Annotated in this window: 15 protein-coding genes and 1 riboswitch; of the genes, 9 read left to right on the top strand and 6 right to left on the bottom strand. The window is 44.4% G+C overall.

Annotation, left to right across the window (positions count from 1 at the left end; translation table 11 throughout):
* The first annotated feature begins 354 nt into the window (after positions 1 to 354).
* From BW716_RS36280 to BW716_RS36275, 6 genes are all read left to right on the top strand, one after another.
* Positions 355 to 657: a hypothetical protein gene (locus BW716_RS36280; RefSeq protein WP_143709031.1), complete on the top strand. Its 303-nt coding sequence runs from the start codon at positions 355 to 357 to the stop codon at positions 655 to 657.
* A 64-nt stretch (positions 658 to 721) separates the two neighbouring features.
* Entirely contained in the window at positions 722 to 5,035 is a 4,314-nt protein-coding gene (locus BW716_RS25695; RefSeq protein WP_083727474.1) for a CusA/CzcA family heavy metal efflux RND transporter, read from the top strand.
* A 1-nt stretch (position 5,036) separates the two neighbouring features.
* Positions 5,037 to 6,182 (top strand): efflux RND transporter periplasmic adaptor subunit, encoded by a 1,146-nt coding sequence (locus BW716_RS25690; protein WP_235643949.1) that lies wholly within the window; start codon positions 5,037 to 5,039, stop codon positions 6,180 to 6,182.
* Between the two features lie 28 nt (positions 6,183 to 6,210).
* Positions 6,211 to 6,987: a Crp/Fnr family transcriptional regulator gene (locus tag BW716_RS25685; protein ID WP_235643948.1), complete on the top strand. Its 777-nt coding sequence runs from the start codon at positions 6,211 to 6,213 to the stop codon at positions 6,985 to 6,987.
* 2 nt (positions 6,988 to 6,989) lie between these two features.
* Complete coding sequence (locus BW716_RS25680; RefSeq protein WP_083727472.1) at positions 6,990 to 7,256, top strand: MFS transporter; 267 nt, start codon at positions 6,990 to 6,992, stop codon at positions 7,254 to 7,256.
* Positions 7,229 to 7,573, top strand: a complete 345-nt coding sequence (locus BW716_RS36275; protein ID WP_143709030.1) for an MFS transporter — start codon at positions 7,229 to 7,231, stop codon at positions 7,571 to 7,573. The genes BW716_RS25680 and BW716_RS36275 overlap by 28 nt, the downstream gene beginning before the upstream one ends.
* Here BW716_RS36275 and BW716_RS25675 read toward each other — a convergent pair.
* Positions 7,515 to 7,868 carry a helix-turn-helix domain-containing protein gene (locus BW716_RS25675; protein WP_083727470.1) on the bottom strand — a complete coding sequence of 118 codons (354 nt, stop codon included), beginning with the start codon at positions 7,866 to 7,868 and terminating at the stop codon, positions 7,515 to 7,517. The two genes, BW716_RS36275 and BW716_RS25675, sit on opposite strands and share 59 nt — an antisense overlap.
* A 99-nt stretch (positions 7,869 to 7,967) precedes the next feature.
* Here BW716_RS25675 and BW716_RS25670 point away from each other — a divergent pair, with 99 nt between their 5' ends.
* Positions 7,968 to 8,711: a glucose 1-dehydrogenase gene (locus BW716_RS25670; protein WP_083727468.1), complete on the top strand. Its 744-nt coding sequence runs from the start codon at positions 7,968 to 7,970 to the stop codon at positions 8,709 to 8,711.
* A 208-nt stretch (positions 8,712 to 8,919) separates the two neighbouring features.
* Here the strand turns inward: BW716_RS25670 and BW716_RS25665 are convergent, their stop codons facing one another.
* Positions 8,920 to 9,210, bottom strand: a complete 291-nt coding sequence (locus tag BW716_RS25665; protein WP_083727465.1) for a hypothetical protein — start codon at positions 9,208 to 9,210, stop codon at positions 8,920 to 8,922.
* A 128-nt stretch (positions 9,211 to 9,338) separates the two neighbouring features.
* On the opposite strand from BW716_RS25665, the gene BW716_RS25660 reads away from it, so the two are divergent.
* Together BW716_RS25660 and BW716_RS25655 are read left to right on the top strand one after the other, a co-directional pair.
* Complete coding sequence (locus tag BW716_RS25660) at positions 9,339 to 9,701, top strand: DoxX family protein (protein ID WP_083727463.1); 363 nt, start codon at positions 9,339 to 9,341, stop codon at positions 9,699 to 9,701.
* A gap of 127 nt (positions 9,702 to 9,828) precedes the next feature.
* A complete protein-coding gene (locus tag BW716_RS25655) occupies positions 9,829 to 10,551 on the top strand; it encodes a metallophosphoesterase (RefSeq protein WP_083727461.1) in 723 nt (240 codons plus the stop codon).
* Positions 10,552 to 10,702: 151 nt separating this feature from the next.
* Here BW716_RS25655 and BW716_RS25650 read toward each other — a convergent pair whose 3' ends face one another.
* The 4 genes from BW716_RS25650 to BW716_RS25635 all read right to left on the bottom strand — a co-directional run bounded on the left by BW716_RS25650 (position 10,703) and on the right by BW716_RS25635 (position 17,123).
* A complete protein-coding gene (locus BW716_RS25650; RefSeq protein WP_083727459.1) occupies positions 10,703 to 12,046 on the bottom strand; it encodes a PepSY domain-containing protein in 1,344 nt (447 codons plus the stop codon).
* Between the two features lies 1 nt (position 12,047).
* A complete protein-coding gene (locus BW716_RS25645; protein ID WP_235643947.1) occupies positions 12,048 to 14,144 on the bottom strand; it encodes a TonB-dependent siderophore receptor in 2,097 nt (698 codons plus the stop codon).
* A gap of 154 nt (positions 14,145 to 14,298) precedes the next feature.
* Positions 14,299 to 14,486, bottom strand: a riboswitch (cobalamin riboswitch).
* Positions 14,487 to 14,949: 463 nt separating this feature from the next.
* Complete coding sequence (locus BW716_RS25640; protein ID WP_143709029.1) at positions 14,950 to 16,260, bottom strand: dipeptidase; 1,311 nt, start codon at positions 16,258 to 16,260, stop codon at positions 14,950 to 14,952.
* Positions 16,261 to 16,484: 224 nt separating this feature from the next.
* On the bottom strand, positions 16,485 to 17,123 hold the full coding sequence (locus BW716_RS25635) for a hypothetical protein (protein ID WP_083727453.1): 639 nt from the start codon (positions 17,121 to 17,123) through the stop codon (positions 16,485 to 16,487).
* Position 17,124 lies beyond the last annotated feature (1 nt).

Genomic DNA, 17,124 nt, shown 5'->3' with positions numbered 1-17,124 from the left:
TAAAGATTATCATTTACAAAAGCAATACCGGCAGGCATTAACCGATATTAAGTGTGAATTGATTGTAATAGAGAGAGCAGGAAGTGCTGTGTACTTTACAGTCGTTGGCCGGACCTTGAATTGCATGAAAAACTTACTATCGTTGAAGCAATTACAGATGAAATAGTGGTAGGAGAGGAGGATTTTTATGTTAAATTGGCATACTTACCAAAGCATTCTTTTTTTGATAAAAGCGGAACAAGGCAACACAATCACACCCATGTGTGCTTTCACATAACCATATAATACCGTAACCTACACCAATAAATACTTCAAACTACCCCAATAATAAGATTTTTACCTATATTTACCCCCATGAAATTCTTGCTGGTTTTCATACTATCTCTCATCGTTCTCTGCGAAACCATCATACCTTGCTGTGTATGGGATAGCTGTGCGCAGGAAACCACCACCACCAGCAACTCAAAAAAAGACAAAGGCGAATGCTCCCCATTCACCGCTTCCTGTTCCTCCTGCACATCAGGTGTCATATTAGCAAAAGTAACCACACCCGAATTCTCCATCACCATACCTCTCGTTAAGCATATTGCTGCTTACCAGTCTATGCGGGCTACTCCTTACACCCGTTCATTATTACAACCTCCCCGGCTGGCATAATCACCCTCCCACATTATACAATTTAATGCTGCATGGCACCCTGCCATGAGACAAACTATTTATTATGTTAGATAAAGTCATCAGGTTTAGTATACACAATAAACTGGTGATTGGATGCCTCACGGTCATACTCATTGTATGGGGTGTGTGGAGCGCACTGCGCCTGCCCATCGATGCCGTACCAGACATTACCAATAACCAGGTTCAGATTATTACAAATGCTCCTACGCTCGCCACCCAGGAGGTAGAGCAATTCGTATCATATCCCGTTGAACAAAGCATTGCCAACCTTCCCGATCTGATCGAAATCCGTTCTATTTCAAGATTTGGTTTATCGGTCGTGACCGCCGTGTTCGACGATAAAGTAGATGTGTATTTTGCCAGGCAACTCATCAATGAGCGCCTCCAGGAAGTAAGGAACCAGATACCCGAAGGTGTCGCCATGCCCGGGCTGGCGCCTGTAAGCACCGGTCTGGGACAAATTTATGAATATGTATTACGCCCTAAAAAAGGGAGTGAACATAAATACAATGCCGCAGACCTCCGTTCTATGCAGGACTGGATTGTAGCCCGCCAACTCTATGGCACACCGGGCATTGCAGAGGTCAATAGCTTTGGCGGTATGCTAAAGCAATATGAAGTAGCTGTAGATCCTGCCCGCCTAAAGGCCATGAATGTAAGTATCTCCGAAATCTTTACCGCCCTGCACCAGAATAACCAGAATACCGGTGGTGCTTATATTGATAAAAAGCCCAATGCCTATTTCATCAGGGGTATTGGGTTGGTGACTTCGCTGGAAGACATCGGCAATATTGTAATTAAGAATCCCGCAGGCATTCCTGTCTATATGAAGGATGTGGCGAATGTGAGATTTGGCAGTGCTATCCGCTATGGGGCCATGACCCTGAATGGAGAGGAAGAAGTAGTAGGCGGCATTATCATGATGCTGAAAGGAGCAAATAGTGCAGAGGTAGTAAAGCGGGTAAAAGCAAGAATGGAGCAGATTAAAATGGCCCTCCCCGAAGATGTGATCATTGAACCTTATCTCGATCGTACGAGTCTGGTCAACCGCGCTATCAGCACCGTAGAACGCAACCTCGTTGAAGGCGCTTTGATTGTGATCTTTGTACTGGTATTGTTTTTAGGAAATATACGTGCAGGTATCATCGTCGCATCTGCCATTCCATTATCTATGCTTTTTGCATTGGGATTGATGAATGTATTCCATGTATCTGCAAACCTGCTAAGTTTGGGTGCCATTGATTTTGGATTGATTGTAGACGGTTCGGTCATCATTGTTGAAGCGACCCTGCATCACCTGGCCCGGCGCACCAGCCAACAAAAACTGACACAGGTAGAGATGAATGAGGAGGTATTTATTTCTGCTTCTAAGATCAGGAACAGTGCCGCTTTTGGAGAGATCATCATTTTGGTAGTATATATCCCTATCCTGACACTGGTTGGCATTGAAGGCAAAATGTTCCGTCCCATGGCACAGACTGTCGGCTTTGCGATATTAGGTGCCTTGCTGCTTTCACTGACTTATATTCCTATGATGTCGGCGTTGTTTTTGCCAAAACAAATTTCACAGAAGGTCACCTTTGCCGATAAGATGATCGGGTACTTTCAGCGGATATATAGCAGGGCATTGGACAAGGCTATCCGGTTTAAGTATGTAGTGGTGAGTGTGGCAGTAGCGCTGACAGTGATGGCGGTGATCTTATTTGCCAGAATGGGCGGGGAGTTCATTCCGCAATTGCAGGAAGGCGACTATGCTTTCCATTGTATCTTACCACCGGGATCTTCTTTGAGTCAGAGTATTGAAACCTCTATGCAGGCCTCCCGGCTATTGAAAACGTTTCCCGAAGTAAAAGAGGTGATCGGTCGTACCGGGAGTGCGGAGATCCCTACCGATCCAATGCCCCCAGAAGCGACTGACCTGATCGTAGTGCTGAAAGAAAAATCAGCATGGACCACCACGAAAGATTACAATGAACTGGCCCACATGATGGAAGAAAAGTTAGCACAGATACCCGGTGTGTTTTTCGAAGCCAACCAGCCTATTCAAATGCGTTTTAATGAGCTGATGACGGGCATCCGGCAGGATGTAGCGGTGAAGATATTTGGTGAAAATATAGACACCCTTGCTGCAATTGCACCTAGAGTAGCTGGTGTGATACAGGGCGTGAAAGGGGTATCCACCCCGCAGATAGAGCAAACGACAGGTTTGCCGCAGATCACCATTGAATATGACAGGATCCGTATTGCCAATTATGGATTAAACATCGCTGATATCAACAGGATAGTCAGTGCTGCCTTTGCAGGTGAAGTAGCTGGTTCTGTATTTGAAAATGAGCGGCGGTTTGACCTGGTTGTAAGACTGGATAGTGCACACCGAAGCAGTATTGATGATGTGGCCAATCTCTTTATTCCATTGCCAAATGGCAACCAGATCTTATTGAGTCAGGTAGCAAATGTATCATTCAAAGATGGTCCGGCCCAGATAAGCAGAGAGGCGGCAAGACGCAGGATCGTGATTGGTTTCAATGTAGTAGGCAGAGATGTGGAATCTGTAGTGGAAGAGATACAGGACAAACTCGCAAAGTATCAATTGCCTACAGGGTATTACTTTACCTATGGTGGTACTTTTGAAAACCTGCAACAGGCATCTGCCAGATTAAGCATAGCAGTGCCTGCGGCGTTGCTGCTGATATTTGTATTACTCTACTTTACATTCCATTCTTTCAAGCAGGCAGGATTGATCTTTACCGCCATCCCGATGTCTGCCATTGGTGGTGTACTGGCCTTGTTGACACGGGGAATGCCATTTTCTATATCAGCAGGTGTAGGTTTCATCGCCCTGTTTGGCGTAGCCGTATTGAATGGAATTGTATTGATCGGCACCTTTAATCAGCTGGAAAAAGAGGGCGTGACAAATGTATTGGAACGAATAAAGAGAGGCACGATGGAACGATTACGACCTGTGTTGATGACAGCCACCGTAGCCTCTTTAGGGTTCCTGCCAATGGCATTATCATCCGGCGCAGGAGCGGAAGTACAGAAACCACTGGCCACCGTGGTGATTGGAGGATTGCTCTCTGCGACAATATTGACCCTGATCGTATTGCCTTTATTGTATATGATCACTATGAAGAAAAAGGCCCTGACCATATTGCTGTTAATAGGTTGTACATTTTCCATGAAAGTAAATGCGCAATCACCAATGAAAGTAAATACGCCATTAGGGATCACCCTCCATGATGCGTATAACAAAGCATTACAGCAAAACCTGCAAATCAGATCTGCTGACCTGCAACTGCAAAAAAGCCTTACGCTGAATGCCACCGCTGCGACCATTCCGAATACCGGGATCTTTGCAGAGAATGAAGACCTGCGTCCTACCGATTCAAAAGGGATCCTGAAGATAGGGCTTTCTCAAACCCTGGATTGGCCAGGGCTGTATAAAGCAAAAAGACAGTTGCTGAATGAACAGTCTAAATCAGTTGCATATAATCGCACGATTAAAGCACTGGAAATAAAAAGAGAAGTACAAAGTACCTGGTACGCGCTCTGGTATTATCAAAGCAAACAGGCACTGTGGACAAGGCTGGATAGTATTTATACATCGTTGTCAGCCGCCGCTGTATTAAGAGTAAAGACGGGTGAAAGTGCCGGATTAGATAGTATTGCGGCCATTGCAAAAGCAAGAGAAACCACTGTACAGTTACAACTCATAGATCGTGATCTGAAAGTACAGCAGGCGGTATTAAAAAAACTGTTGAATACAGATACCGCTTATGTAGCAAAAAGTACCGGCATTGAAAAGGTCGCTGTCGATTATGGTGACAGTCTGGATGTAACTCATCCTTTTATTCAACAACAGGAACAGAATATTGCCATTGCCAATGCAGAGATCAGGGTAGCCCGTCAAACCCGTATGCCCGATTTTCAGGGACGTTTCTTCACACAACGCCTGTATGGCATGCGTGATCCTTATTCAGGTTTTTCATTTACTGTCGGTGTTCCTTTGTTTGGAAGAGGTGCGTATCATAACAGCATCAAAGCGGCACAGGTAGAAAAACAATACCAGCAATCCGTACTCGACTATCAGCAACAGGCATTGCAAACAGAGCGTCAGCAGGATGTACAACAGTTGCAAAAGAATAAAGAGCTACTGGATTATTATGAATCCACTGGTTTGAAACAGGCGGATCTGATCATCAAAGCCGCCAACCTGAGTTATCGGGCCGGTGAAATCAGTTTTGCAGAGCTATCGCAATTCCTGACACAGGCCATCGATATACAAAGAAATTACCTGGATGTATTGAATCAATACAATCAGTCCGCAATTCAATTAAACTTCTATTTAAACAGATAAAATGAAGAAAGTATTTTTCTTAATCATATTGACGATATCCGCCTGTGTCCAGCCAAAAGCAACGCATGAAGAGGAGGACACCGCTGAAACGGAAACCAATGTAGCGGCCATCACTCCGGAACAAATGAAAGCCGTCGGCATTGAATTGGATACTGTCAGCCAGAAAAGCCTGGTAGATGCGATCAAGTTAAGCGGCATGCTCTCTGTGCCTAATCAGAACAAAGCATTAGTAACCGCACTGACCAGTGGCATTGTGAAAACGCTGACCGTACTACCCGGTGATTATGTAAAGAAAGGACAGGTGATTGCAACACTCGTCAACCCTGAATTGACAAAGGTGCAACAGGAATTACAATCCACCATTGCCCAATTGAACCTCGCAAAAATAGAACAACAACGCCAGCAGGAATTAGTAGCCGGCAATGCAGCGCCATTAAAAAACCTGCAAAGGGTAGAGACAGAAATCGCGACCCTCACTGCTACGCGAAATGCTTTGCAGCAACAGCTGTCTGCATTAGGGATCTCTGCCTCCGCAGTGTCTGCCGGCAAGATCACCACAATTATCGCCATTACAGCACCTATCAGTGGCACCATCAGCAATGTGAAGGCAGAGATAGGAGCGAATGTAGATGCAGCTACCCCTGTAGCGCAAATAGTCAATAACTCTGAATTACACCTCGACCTGTTTGTGTATGAGAAGGACCTGTCTAAATTGAAACCCAAACAGGATATTACCTTCACATTGACAAATAATCCCGGCAAGACGTACGAAGCAGCGGTGTTTTCCATAGGCACTGCATTTGAAAATGACACCAAGACAATTCCTGTACATGCTGTGGTGAATGGAGATAAATCAGGATTGATAGAAGGTATGAATGTAACAGCAGTAGTCAGTACTGGCGCCGTTAAAGGCCCTGCAGTACCTACTTCCGCTATTGTAAGCCATGCAGGAGAGGATTATATTTTTGTGATGATAAAAGAAACAAAAGAAGGCTATGAGTTTGAAAAGTGGCCGGTAGCAAAAGGTGTTTCTGATGTGGGATATTCCGCTATCACTCCTGTCAGAGAATTGCCTGCGCATGCCAAAGTGGTGACCAAAGGGGCTTTCTTTGTGTTGGCAAAACTGACGAATAAAGGGGAAGAATAGTATGTTGTAAATTTTTAGCATGTAGCCCATGCTAAAAATTACCCTATTATTATGCTGCACCGATGCTTCTTTAAGAAAAGCAATATATGCCCCGCCTCCCGCAGGTTTGCAGATACTCATTGGCAAACCGGCGGTGACTGGGCGTATCACCCCGGAACAAGCCTCACTACTGGATAAAAGAATAAGTTGTCAATTGGTAATACAGGTTGTCTCTGCTTACCCTAACTTTGCAGGAATGGAACTACTCATTACGTACCTGCTTCAATTTGGGTACCTGACTGAACAACAGATCGCGCAAATCAAAAGTAAAGCACAATGGAAAAAGCTGCCCAAAGGAGCCAGTTTCTCCGAAGCCGGGAAAGTATCCGAAGAAATAGGTTATGTAACCGAAGGGGTCTGCCGTATTTGTTATTATAACAAAGCAGGAGAGGGGCTCACCCGATATTTTGTATATGAAGACCGTTTTGCGGCCGACTTCAGTAGCTTTCGCGATGAACTGCCTGCCTCAGAATATATAGAGGCTGTGACCGATTGTGAATTGCTCGTGTTCTCAAAAGCAGATTTCAATTACCTCGACAAAGTGGTTCCCGGCTGGAAAGATATCTTTGCAAGGATCACAGCATCCGTGTTGGAAAGTAAGATGAAAGCCGCCGGCAATATGTTGGTACAGGATGCGCAATCCCGTTATTTACATTTTATAGAATACTACCCGGGGTTAGCGAACAGGGTGCCACAGGCAATGCTCGCATCTTATCTGGGTATTACTCCCTCGTCGTTAAGCCGTATCAGAAAATCCCTCCTTTGATCATGACCGCCAGTAATAGTTTCAGATGGATCATGGCTGTAACCAGCCTTGCTTTCGTAGTTGCACAATTAGATGTTTCCATCGTAAATATCGCCTTACCCGAAATCGCAAAGACATTCAAAGCTGATATGAGCATACTGCAATGGGTGATTGATGCCTATGCATTGGCCTTTGCAGTATTGATGTTGTCAGCCGGGAACCTGAGTGATTTGTTTGGCGCTAAACATGTATTTCAGTGGGGATGTTCATATTTTGCGCCGCCTCTGTAGGCTGTGGATTTGCAGGTACAGCAGGAATGCTGATCGTATGGAGAGTATTGCAGAGTGTTGGCGCAGCTACCATGATACCCAGTTCGCTGGCCATTCTGAATCAGAGCTTTGCCCATATGCCGGATATTCGTGCAAGGGCGGTCGGTTTGAGGACGGCAGGGAGTGCCATCCTGCATGCGATCTCACTGAGTGTGTATGTGGCAGTGGCGGGTACATTTGTTTTAATCGCCCTTATTTACCTGAAGCTGAAAGCGGTCATTAAACCTTACCCATTACCTGTATTCTGTGGGTATTGCCCCAGTGAGATAATTCTTTGATCACAGTTTCCAGGGTAAGACCATATTCAGTAATGACATAGTTTACACCCACCGGTTTATTATCAACCACCTCTCTGCGCACCAGGCCATTCAGCTCAAGTAATTGCAGCTCTTTAGAAAGCATTTTAGGGCCTATTCCTTCGATGATCATTTGCAGATCGACAAATCGTTTTGGTCCAAAAGTCAGGGCTGCCATGATCCTTATTTTCCATTTTCCGTTTAGAATATCAAGGGCATCCTGGATGCCTTTCATGCGTTGCATACATGCTGATAATACGGGTGCGCACTTTTCCATATCTATTGATTATTAAGTAGTTGATACTTCCCTTTGGGAAAGTACTGTATTTTGTAAAGATACAGCATCTACATTTGTCTGCATAAAAACGTAGTACAAATGGAATTATCATTGAAAGGAAAAGTAGCCGTGGTAACGGGTGCATCCAAAGGTATTGGCGCAGCCATCGCGAAAGGATTAGCAGCAGCCGGCGCAACAGTTGTCGTGAATTATGCAAACAGCGCTGCGGATGCTGAAAAAGTAGTGAGGGAAATAGGTACTTCGGCCCTGGCTATTCAGGCAGATGTGAGCAAACCTGCTGATGTGAAAAGGTTGTTTGAAGCAACACAGCGTGCTTTTGGGAAGGTCGATATTCTCATTAACAATGCCGGTATTTACAAATTTGCGCCCATTGAATCAGTAACCACAGATTTCTATAGAGAACAGTTTGACATTAACGTATTGGGACCTGTGTTGACTATACAGGAAGTATTGAAATACTTTCCTGCAACAGGGGGGAATATCGTAAATATCAGTTCTTCTGCCAGTGAAAATCCGATGCCCACCACCAGTATTTATGCCGCATCAAAAGCGGCACTGGATGCATTGTCTGTTGCCCTGTCCAGAGAACTCGGCCCTCGTAATATCAGGGTGAATACCATTGCTGCAGGGCCCACGGTAACAGAAGGCGTAAAATCCCAGGGTATGCTGGGTACCGATGCAGAACAATTTATGATCAGGTCTACGCCGTTAGGACGATTAGGGCAACCGGAAGATATTGCTGGTATTGTGACATTCCTTGTTTCTGATGCGGCCAGGTGGATTACGGGAGATAGAGTTAAAGCTTCAGGTGGGTTGCAATAATTTGAGATGCATTAATTTGGTTTGCAACAATTTGGTTTGTAATAATTAGGTATGCAATAATTAATAAAGAGCAAGGACATTCAACCCCTTGCTCTTTATTTTCTGAAAATGATTTTCATCTCCGTTGGTGAAATTCCGTCTTCATGAATGTTTTTCTGAAAATGATTTCATCCCTATCGGTGAATTGCCTTTTTCATAAATAATTTATTTACAGATTATTCAGTAATTCCCTCGCCTGGTTCAACTCCCAATCCAATTCTTCCGCCTCCTCATCTGTCAGGATCGCTTCTATCGCACGTTCCAGGTTCTTGCCGGCAGCTTCCTCATCACCTATATTGAAGAAATATTCACCCAATACCACACTGCTCCTGACCACATGTACCTGATCATCATTTTGCATACTGTTCAGCAGTACTTTTTCCAGCAGTTGCAGGGCTTCTTCTTCCCGGCCCTCATCCAGCAGCCGTATGGCTTTGTTATATTCTAAATTTAGTTCCATGGCACAATTTTACTTAATTTTTATGAAATGAAAATGCCCGGTTCTCCCTTCATTTTGTCTAACCCAGGGGAATGATCCTTTCCTTCCGTCACTCTTTGCCCACCTTTTGATCATAAAACAATAACGACATGAATCATAAAGTAGTAAACGCCATCTATTGGACAGGCATCGCCCTCACATCATTATGGTTTGGCACCAGTGGTATTTGTGAACTCACAAACAATCCGCTGGTATGGAATATCACCTTACAACTGGGCTATCCACCACATTTTATTTATATACCGGGTGTAGCAAAATTATCTGGTATTGCGGTGCTCCTCATTCCCAATAAGTTGAACAGGTTGAAAGAATGGGTTTTTGCAGGTATGTTTTTCGATATCATTTTCGCCTTCGGATCTAAATTAGCTGTGTTGGGGGCGGCTGCTACTGTGGATGCCGTCATCGCATTTATAATGGTCGGGGTCACGTACCTCATGTTTCGTAAAAGATGAGGGGGTATCAAAAGTTAGATACACCCTTCTTTAATTCGGATACCTGTTGGAGCCAGATTCTATTTTATGCGTTTCTCAGGAGTTTCATTTATTTATAATACACCCTCTTTTTTTATACCTTTAAACTATGAAAGCATATATCACAGATAGTCATTTAGGACAGGAATTGCAGACAGGGAATGGCATCAGTTATATCAATAATCCTACGGCGCATACAAAGAACTTTAAGATGATTTTAGATGATGTAGCAGAAAGAGGAATTAAAGAGATTGTATTTGGAGGGGATATCGGGTCCCTTGAAATGAATAAATGGTTCTTTGATGTAATTGCGCAGAGAGGATTTTCATTGTGGATGGTATTGGGCAACCATGATACCTTTGCAGCAGTGAGTCAATATTATCCTGAGCCTGCAAATTATATCAAAGAGGATGCAGCTGTCAGGTATATTATCTTAGATACTTCTGATAATAAAATTGATGTGGAGCGTTTGAGTTGGTTAAAAGAAATGTTAAATACAGACAAAGAAATAGTTCTTTTTTTACACCATCCTGTGTTAGCGATCAATACGCCCATAGAAGGATTAGGTGCTGCGCTGAAAGGTCGGGATGAATTGAAGGATTTACTAAAAGGGGCGCCTAAAAAAATAACAATTTTCTGTGGCCACTACCATATGATAGACGAAACTGAAGAAGATAATATTTACCAATATACAACACTAGCCGCCTCTTACCAGATAGGAAAAGAAACGGCTGATGTAGAGATTGATCAAAGTGTATGTGGATATAGAATAATAGATACGACTGGTGGAAATATTACTACAGAGATGGTGTTACTTTTGACACTTCCGTAATCTCACCCGTAGAGGAAATGGAGTGGTCAATTGGGCATACCGTGAAGTGATCGGGTAGACATACAATGGAGTGGTCAATTGAACATACCATGAACTCGCCAATTGGAAATATTAATGAAATAGTCAGTCAGACATATTAAAAAAGCAGGGATCATCTAACCCCTGCTTTCCTTTTTAACCATTTCCATGTCAATACCGCCCCTGTCACACTGACCATTGTTCCACCCAGCATTAATATCCACACGACTACATCCCACAATGGTCTTTTATAAACCAAAAAACTAAAATCAAGACTGTGTAAACCATGATACAACCACCGCTCCACCCTTGCGCCATTATCCTGTTGCAGCACCAGCTGGCCGTTGCTGAGGTCTATATAAGACCAAATCTCACCATCTTTGACCCTTAAAACAGGGAGTCGCTTTTCATATTTACGTGAATAGTAATAGTCATCGTAAGTAGTCAGTATTTCCTTCTTACCTTTTATATGAAAGATACTGCTATCGAATCGTTCAAATGGTCTGCTATCCGTTTTGCCAGCATCCAGCAGCTGTGTATGCTGGCCATCTTTCCAGCCAAGGTAATAAGGTTTTCCTTCCACCTCTATGAGCTGGATTTCTTTTACATCCGAAAATTTTCGGGGCAATACAACAAAATTATCCTGGATAGTAGTCTTTGGTTTTGTGTTCTTTCCCAAAGGCAGCGGACTCATTGAAAACAACCCACTCAATACCCATGTAAATACAAACAACCCAAAGATAAATCCAGTATAATGATGATACTTAAACCATACCTTTTTATAAGGACTGAATTGCATACCCCGCTTCCTTTTATACCTCACAAAACCCATGATAATGCCTGCCAGACACATAATGGTGCCCATCAATGATACCCATATCACCACCTGACTCCATAGTGGCCTGTTCCTGATCAGTAGAGTCGGATAGATCCAGTGAGGAATAGGTCCCAGCCATGCCATTAGTCTTTGTCTGGCATTCACCATCTGTACCACTTCGGCGGTATGCATAGATACATATACATAATTGCCGGCAGCATCATCCATTTTAAATTTATATACATCAGGCAGATAGCCCTGCGAACGATGCGCTGCCATCCACTGATCTATTTCATGTAAGACCTCTACAGATGCCGGTTTGCTATGCGCAAAGGCAGTGGCGATCAGGCTGGCTAATGCCGTATCTACTCCCGGTAGGGTATCGCCATTATCAGCATAGATCACCTGCTGGTCGATCCTGTAAACAGGTCTGTCCAGCAGCATGCCCAGTCTTACACGTTTTGCATTTTTGATCTGAGGCGGAATAATATGACATTGCTCCAATTTAAGCACCGGCAAACGTTGTAAGCGCTGTTCATATTTCATCGTCGGATAAGTAACATACATCATCATCATCCCGGATAAAAACCAAACGACAAACATTCCACTCAGCGCAAACCCCAGGTACCGGTGTATGAGCAATATTGCTTTGAACTTCATCTTATAAAGCGTACTTCAGTGTCAGCAAATAATTGCGCGTAGCACCCGGATAAAACTGGTTGGAATAAATGGCGTTGGCAAAGTATTTCTCATTCGCCAGATTGTTTACATTCAGACGCAGTCCTACCTTGCCAAACTGGTAACCCAGTGCGGCATCGATGGTGGTGTAAGCATGTAATACATAGGTGTTGGCACTATTGGTATAGGTATCGCTCATATAGTTGGCACCTGCACCAACGCTCCAGCCTTTCAGCTGATAGTTCGCCCACAGATTCGCCATATGTTTAGGTGCCAGTGCTACGATATTGCCAGCTACACTATTGGTCAGTGACTTGTCAGCATAAGGAAGGTATTTGGCAAGAGTAAAGGTATAGCCGGCATTCACGTCCAGTCCTGCCAGCGGACTACCCTGCAATTCAATTTCGTATCCTTTTGATTCAGCAGCACCTACACGTTTGTAACCACCACCGGCAATGCTTTCTACCTGGTTGTTCTTTCTCATATAGTAAAGGGAACCATTCACAGACCAGTTACGTGTAATGTCATAACGGGTACCTACTTCACCCTGGTAACCGTCTTCCGGTTCGAAGGTTTCGCCATTGTTGGCAATCCTTCTGCTTGGCTTGAAATAAGTAGAGTAGGAGCCGTAGACAGACCATGCTTTCAATGGCTGGTACACCAGACCTGCACGGTAAGTGAGCGCAGTGGTAGGGATCTTTGTCTCCGCACCTCTCTCTGTTACATTCCTGTTTTTATCTACCTTGTTGGTGAAATATGTACCCCGGAAGATATCGTAGCGTAAGCCAACAAGACCTTTCAGTTTGTCGGAAAGTTTTATCCACTCCTGGACATACAGCCCATGAACAGTTTCTTCTGAAGCCTTGTATTGATAAGGCGTATAGTTGATGTAGCCCTGGTTTAAGATAGGATCCTGTACAGCAACAGTGGCGTACAGACCATCTCCATATATGTTGGCACTATACGTTTTGCGATCTAAATTACTGTAAGAGTAGCCTGCGAGAATTCTATGTTCAACCTGACCGGTATGCGTGTTGTAAGTCAGCTCCAGCTGATTTTGCAAAGGCCTGGTCAGGTGATTGAAATACAGTGGAGAAGTACGTGTCAGTGAGTCGAGAGTCTCATTGAAGGTCAGTTCTTCAGTAGATAAATAGTCGATATTATCATCGGAATAGGAGAGTTGATCCGAGAGCACCAATGCATCGCTGAACTGGTGAGTATAGCGCAGCTGATAGCTGGTGGTGGTGTTCTTTAGAAAATCGGCCGGATCGTTGTAGCGGGTATTTACGTTCATACCGGGAGCTGGTTTGCTACCTGTCAGCATAGGGATACCGGCGTCAGTAGCGTAATGATCTTTGTTGGCGCCAACGGTGAGGTAGAAGTTATCGTGTGCAGTAGGTGTGTATTCCAATGCGAGGTATGCATTGTTGGTATTCACAGGGGCATTGCGATAACCATCCGTAGCAGATAATCCTGCATCAACGCGGTATAAGAGGTTTTTGCTCAGCGCACCACCGGCACCTACGCGCATTCTGCGGGTATTAAAGCTGCCATAGGAGGCGGAGAAGTCTGCTTTTTGCTCCGTAGTAGGGCGTTTGCGCACCAGGTTGATAATACCGCCTAATGCAGAGTGGCCGAAGAGTACAGAGGCAGGGCCTTTCAGCACTTCGATCCTTTCAATATTTGCGAGATTGGTGCTGGGCGCACTGGTGCTGATGTTGTGACGTTCATCTCTGACACCGTCTATCAGCAATACAAAGTTGTTAAAACCACGGATGGTGAAGTGCTGGAAACCGCCGTAGGTGTTGTTTGCACGTACCCCGGTCACGTTTTTCATGGCTTCGCCCAGGTCGTCAGTACCTCTTTGTTCGATGGTTTTGAAAGAGACAGCAGTCGTGGTCAATGGCAGATCCCGGAGAGGGACATTGATCTTGTTGATGCTGGAACGTTGGGCATGATTGATGGTGACTTCAGATAATTGTTTGACAGTACTGTCAGAAACAGATTGTGCCTGAATGGTGGCGACGGACAGTGTACATGACAGCAGAATACCGGCGAAGGCGATGGTAGATGTTTGCATTGATAGAGTTGATGAAGAAATAATAATTCTCCTTGACTTTACCATGCTTTGGTGGGGAAGGGATGGAGGTGTGGTGTAAGCACACGATGGTCCGTAAGTGAATACACTCCGGATCTAAAACTCCAAACCTTGACGTTGCTTCAGTCCACGAAAGCATTGCCAGCGTAAAAAAGGCAGGTCTCCTGACTTGTAACATTGCTGCCGTCCTTCCCGATCATATCGATCAGTGGACATTGGTGGCAGCAACTGTGATTGTTACTTACAGTTGCGGGACAGTTCGTGATTTTCACACGATTCCCTATTAATCTGCTGTTAAACAGAACCTTTTTTAGGTGGGGAAAAGAAAAGAACTTAAAAACGGGGCGAAGATAGGGATTTGATTTAAAATAGGAAGGAATTAGTGGTTGAGGTGAATGATGGTTTGAAGGAACTTTCGGTAGGGGGGATATTGGTTGGAGGGAATTATTGGTTTGGGGGAATGATGGTTTGGAGGAATTTTCTTAAGGGGGATACTGGTTAGAAGGAATTAGTGGTTGGGGGAATGATCGTTTGAAGGAACTTTCGTAAGGGGGGATACTGGTTGGAGGGAATTATTGGTTTGGGGGAATGATGGTTTGGAGGAACTTTCGGTAGGGGGGATATTGGTTTGAATGAATTATTGGTTTGGTAGGGATTTTCGTTTGAAGGAACTTTGGTTTGGTAGGAATACAGACTTGAAAGAATTACCGGTTTGGTAGGAATGCTTGTTGAAAGAAACCTCTCAATTTGAAAAGAAATATTACCCCATTTTTCAGGGGTAATACCATTATTTTTTTGTAGCAGCATCAAATACACGGCAGAAATTACCACCACCTATTTTACCTATTTCTTCTTCATTAAAACCTGTTTTGAGCATTGCATCCACCACTGCGTAATAGAAGCCTACATTTTGATCAGCCCATGCAAGATTGGTGCGTTCGCCAACACGTGGTTTTTGCGGGCCATTATCTTTAGGTTTGTTTTGATCACCATCGGGGCCAACTTTGTGCTCGCTATCTGGTCCGCTTTTATGATCTCCATCGGGGTCGCCTTTGTGCTCGCTATCTGGTCCACCTTTATGATCGCCATCAGGACCTCCTTTGTGCTCACCACCTGGTCCTCCGCCAAATCCAGATTGAGCACCGGGCTTGTGATACGGAGGCGTCATCTTCGTATCCGTACCGATACACACATGATCCACTCCTACAATATCCACCAATGCCCTGATATTCTGTACATACTCCAACGGCGTATCCGCCAGATGCGTCCACACGCCAATCACGCCACCTGCATCTGCCACTACCTTCGCATTCTCCTTGCTGATGAGCCTTTTGTACATCATCTTCGCCATCCCGGGATTATTTCCCAACTGTGTATTCAACCCTGTATGAGATATAAACACCGGTTGTGTAGCCACCTTCAATGCCATAGCCACCGTGTTCCCATCGCAATGCGCGAGGTCTACCAGTATACCTAACCTGTTACATTCCCTGATCACATCTGCACCAAACTTAGTCAGCCCACCAAACGCAGGTTCATTTGTATACACATCACCCAAAGGTACAGATGCATCGCTGTCGTGTAATAAAGTAAGATGACGTAATCCGCGTTTATAACCTACTTCCACTCTTTCCACCTTTCCTTCCAGCCAGTGTGCGCCTTCAACAGACTGAATCACAATCGGCTGTTTTTTCTTCTTCGCTTTGCGCAGGTCCTCCATGTTCAGGGCCCGTTTCATCTTGTTCTTAGCCAGTTCAGCATCCATAGCTGTCAGGCCATTCAGAAAGCGATCATACGCTTCTCCGTTAGGATCTAATTTCTTGTAGTCAACCGCAAAGGTCATGCAGATAGCCGATAAACCAGAGCGTTTCATTTCTCCTGCCAGGTCAATATCGGGGCCAGGAATATCTTCTTTGATCAAAGGAACGTCTACGTGATTATGTGTGTCAATTCCGTAAGTAGCTGCTACGATAGCTGCTACACGAGGATCTATGTCACCGATAGCCCATGATGATAAAGGGTTTAGCATCATGGCTGCCCCTGTCCCGGATATGGCGGTTAGGAACTCCCGCCGGGACCATGCTGAAAGAGATTTCATTGTCATTACCAGTTAAGGGGACTAATTTATAGAAAAGGAGGTAGTATAGAATGGTAAAACAGAAGATCGGCAAATGCCTTATTTTACTGGTATTTCCATAATTATTCAGGATGTGAAATGCGGATACTTTTCAAACTTTTATGTGTACAATTTAATCATTGATGGTTTTCGCTGCCAGAATCCGGGGGAGTTTTTCTTATGAAAGATGCGGTATTTTGCTCTCATTATTTTTTAAGTACGAAGGTAATGATGATGGCTACCACAACCAATGCCCATGTGATATAGGTAAGTGTTTGCTGCTTTTTGGCAGCGGTATCTACAGCCGTTTGCAAGGTCGTTTTCAATTGTTCCAATCCGCTTTGCAGGGTGGCACGGGTTTCTTTTTGGTAATCCTGCATATCCCGTAAACGGTCGGCAATATTTCGTTCTATACCATCCAAACGGCTTTGCACCGATTGAATGGCGGCCATAATACCGGCTACATTGGCATCCAGCTTATCTAACCTTTCAGGAAAGTTGATTTTCTCCACCCGTTCTTGAAACGACTGCACTGTTTCTTTCAATTTGGCAAGGGCTTCCTGCTCCAGCTTTACCTGTTGCTGAATTTCGGTGGTTGTTTTTTGTAGCTTTTTGTTTTCGTCTGTAAAACCAGAAAGCTCCTTTGCAAACAGTGTTTTTAGTTCCTCTTTATGCTTTGCATCGTTGCTTTTAACCTCCTGCAACAACTCCACATGCTTTTGCGGAATTGCTTTTACAGTTTGTGTTACCTGCTGAGCCGTTTCTACATGCTTGATTGCAGGTTCTAATTTTTCAATTTCCCGATGCAGTGTTTCCAGTGCTGTTAGTACTTCCTGTGATGCCATA

It is taken from the genome of [Flexibacter] sp. ATCC 35208, from assembly GCF_001975825.1.
Lineage (GTDB): Bacteria > Bacteroidota > Bacteroidia > Chitinophagales > Chitinophagaceae > Chitinophaga.
Note: the sequence above shows the minus strand (reverse complement) of the source record. Positions and strands in the feature narration are given on the sequence as shown.

Coding starts and splice junctions, on each gene's coding strand:
- BW716_RS25645 (WP_235643947.1), bottom strand. CDS start 14,144: ATGCAAACATCTACCATCGCCTTCGCCGGTATTCTGCTGTCATGTACA.
- BW716_RS25655 (WP_083727461.1), top strand. CDS start 9,829: ATGAAAGCATATATCACAGATAGTCATTTAGGACAGGAATTGCAGACA.
- BW716_RS25665 (WP_083727465.1), bottom strand. CDS start 9,210: ATGGAACTAAATTTAGAATATAACAAAGCCATACGGCTGCTGGATGAG.
- BW716_RS25695 (WP_083727474.1), top strand. CDS start 722: ATGTTAGATAAAGTCATCAGGTTTAGTATACACAATAAACTGGTGATT.
- BW716_RS36275 (WP_143709030.1), top strand. CDS start 7,229: ATGTTCATATTTTGCGCCGCCTCTGTAGGCTGTGGATTTGCAGGTACA.
- BW716_RS25635 (WP_083727453.1), bottom strand. CDS start 17,123: ATGGCATCACAGGAAGTACTAACAGCACTGGAAACACTGCATCGGGAA.
- BW716_RS25640 (WP_143709029.1), bottom strand. CDS start 16,260: ATGAAATCTCTTTCAGCATGGTCCCGGCGGGAGTTCCTAACCGCCATA.
- BW716_RS25690 (WP_235643949.1), top strand. CDS start 5,037: ATGAAGAAAGTATTTTTCTTAATCATATTGACGATATCCGCCTGTGTC.
- BW716_RS25650 (WP_083727459.1), bottom strand. CDS start 12,046: ATGAAGTTCAAAGCAATATTGCTCATACACCGGTACCTGGGGTTTGCG.
- BW716_RS25680 (WP_083727472.1), top strand. CDS start 6,990: ATGACCGCCAGTAATAGTTTCAGATGGATCATGGCTGTAACCAGCCTT.
- BW716_RS25685 (WP_235643948.1), top strand. CDS start 6,211: ATGCTAAAAATTACCCTATTATTATGCTGCACCGATGCTTCTTTAAGA.
- BW716_RS25675 (WP_083727470.1), bottom strand. CDS start 7,868: ATGGAAAAGTGCGCACCCGTATTATCAGCATGTATGCAACGCATGAAA.
- BW716_RS25660 (WP_083727463.1), top strand. CDS start 9,339: ATGAATCATAAAGTAGTAAACGCCATCTATTGGACAGGCATCGCCCTC.
- BW716_RS25670 (WP_083727468.1), top strand. CDS start 7,968: ATGGAATTATCATTGAAAGGAAAAGTAGCCGTGGTAACGGGTGCATCC.
- BW716_RS36280 (WP_143709031.1), top strand. CDS start 355: ATGAAATTCTTGCTGGTTTTCATACTATCTCTCATCGTTCTCTGCGAA.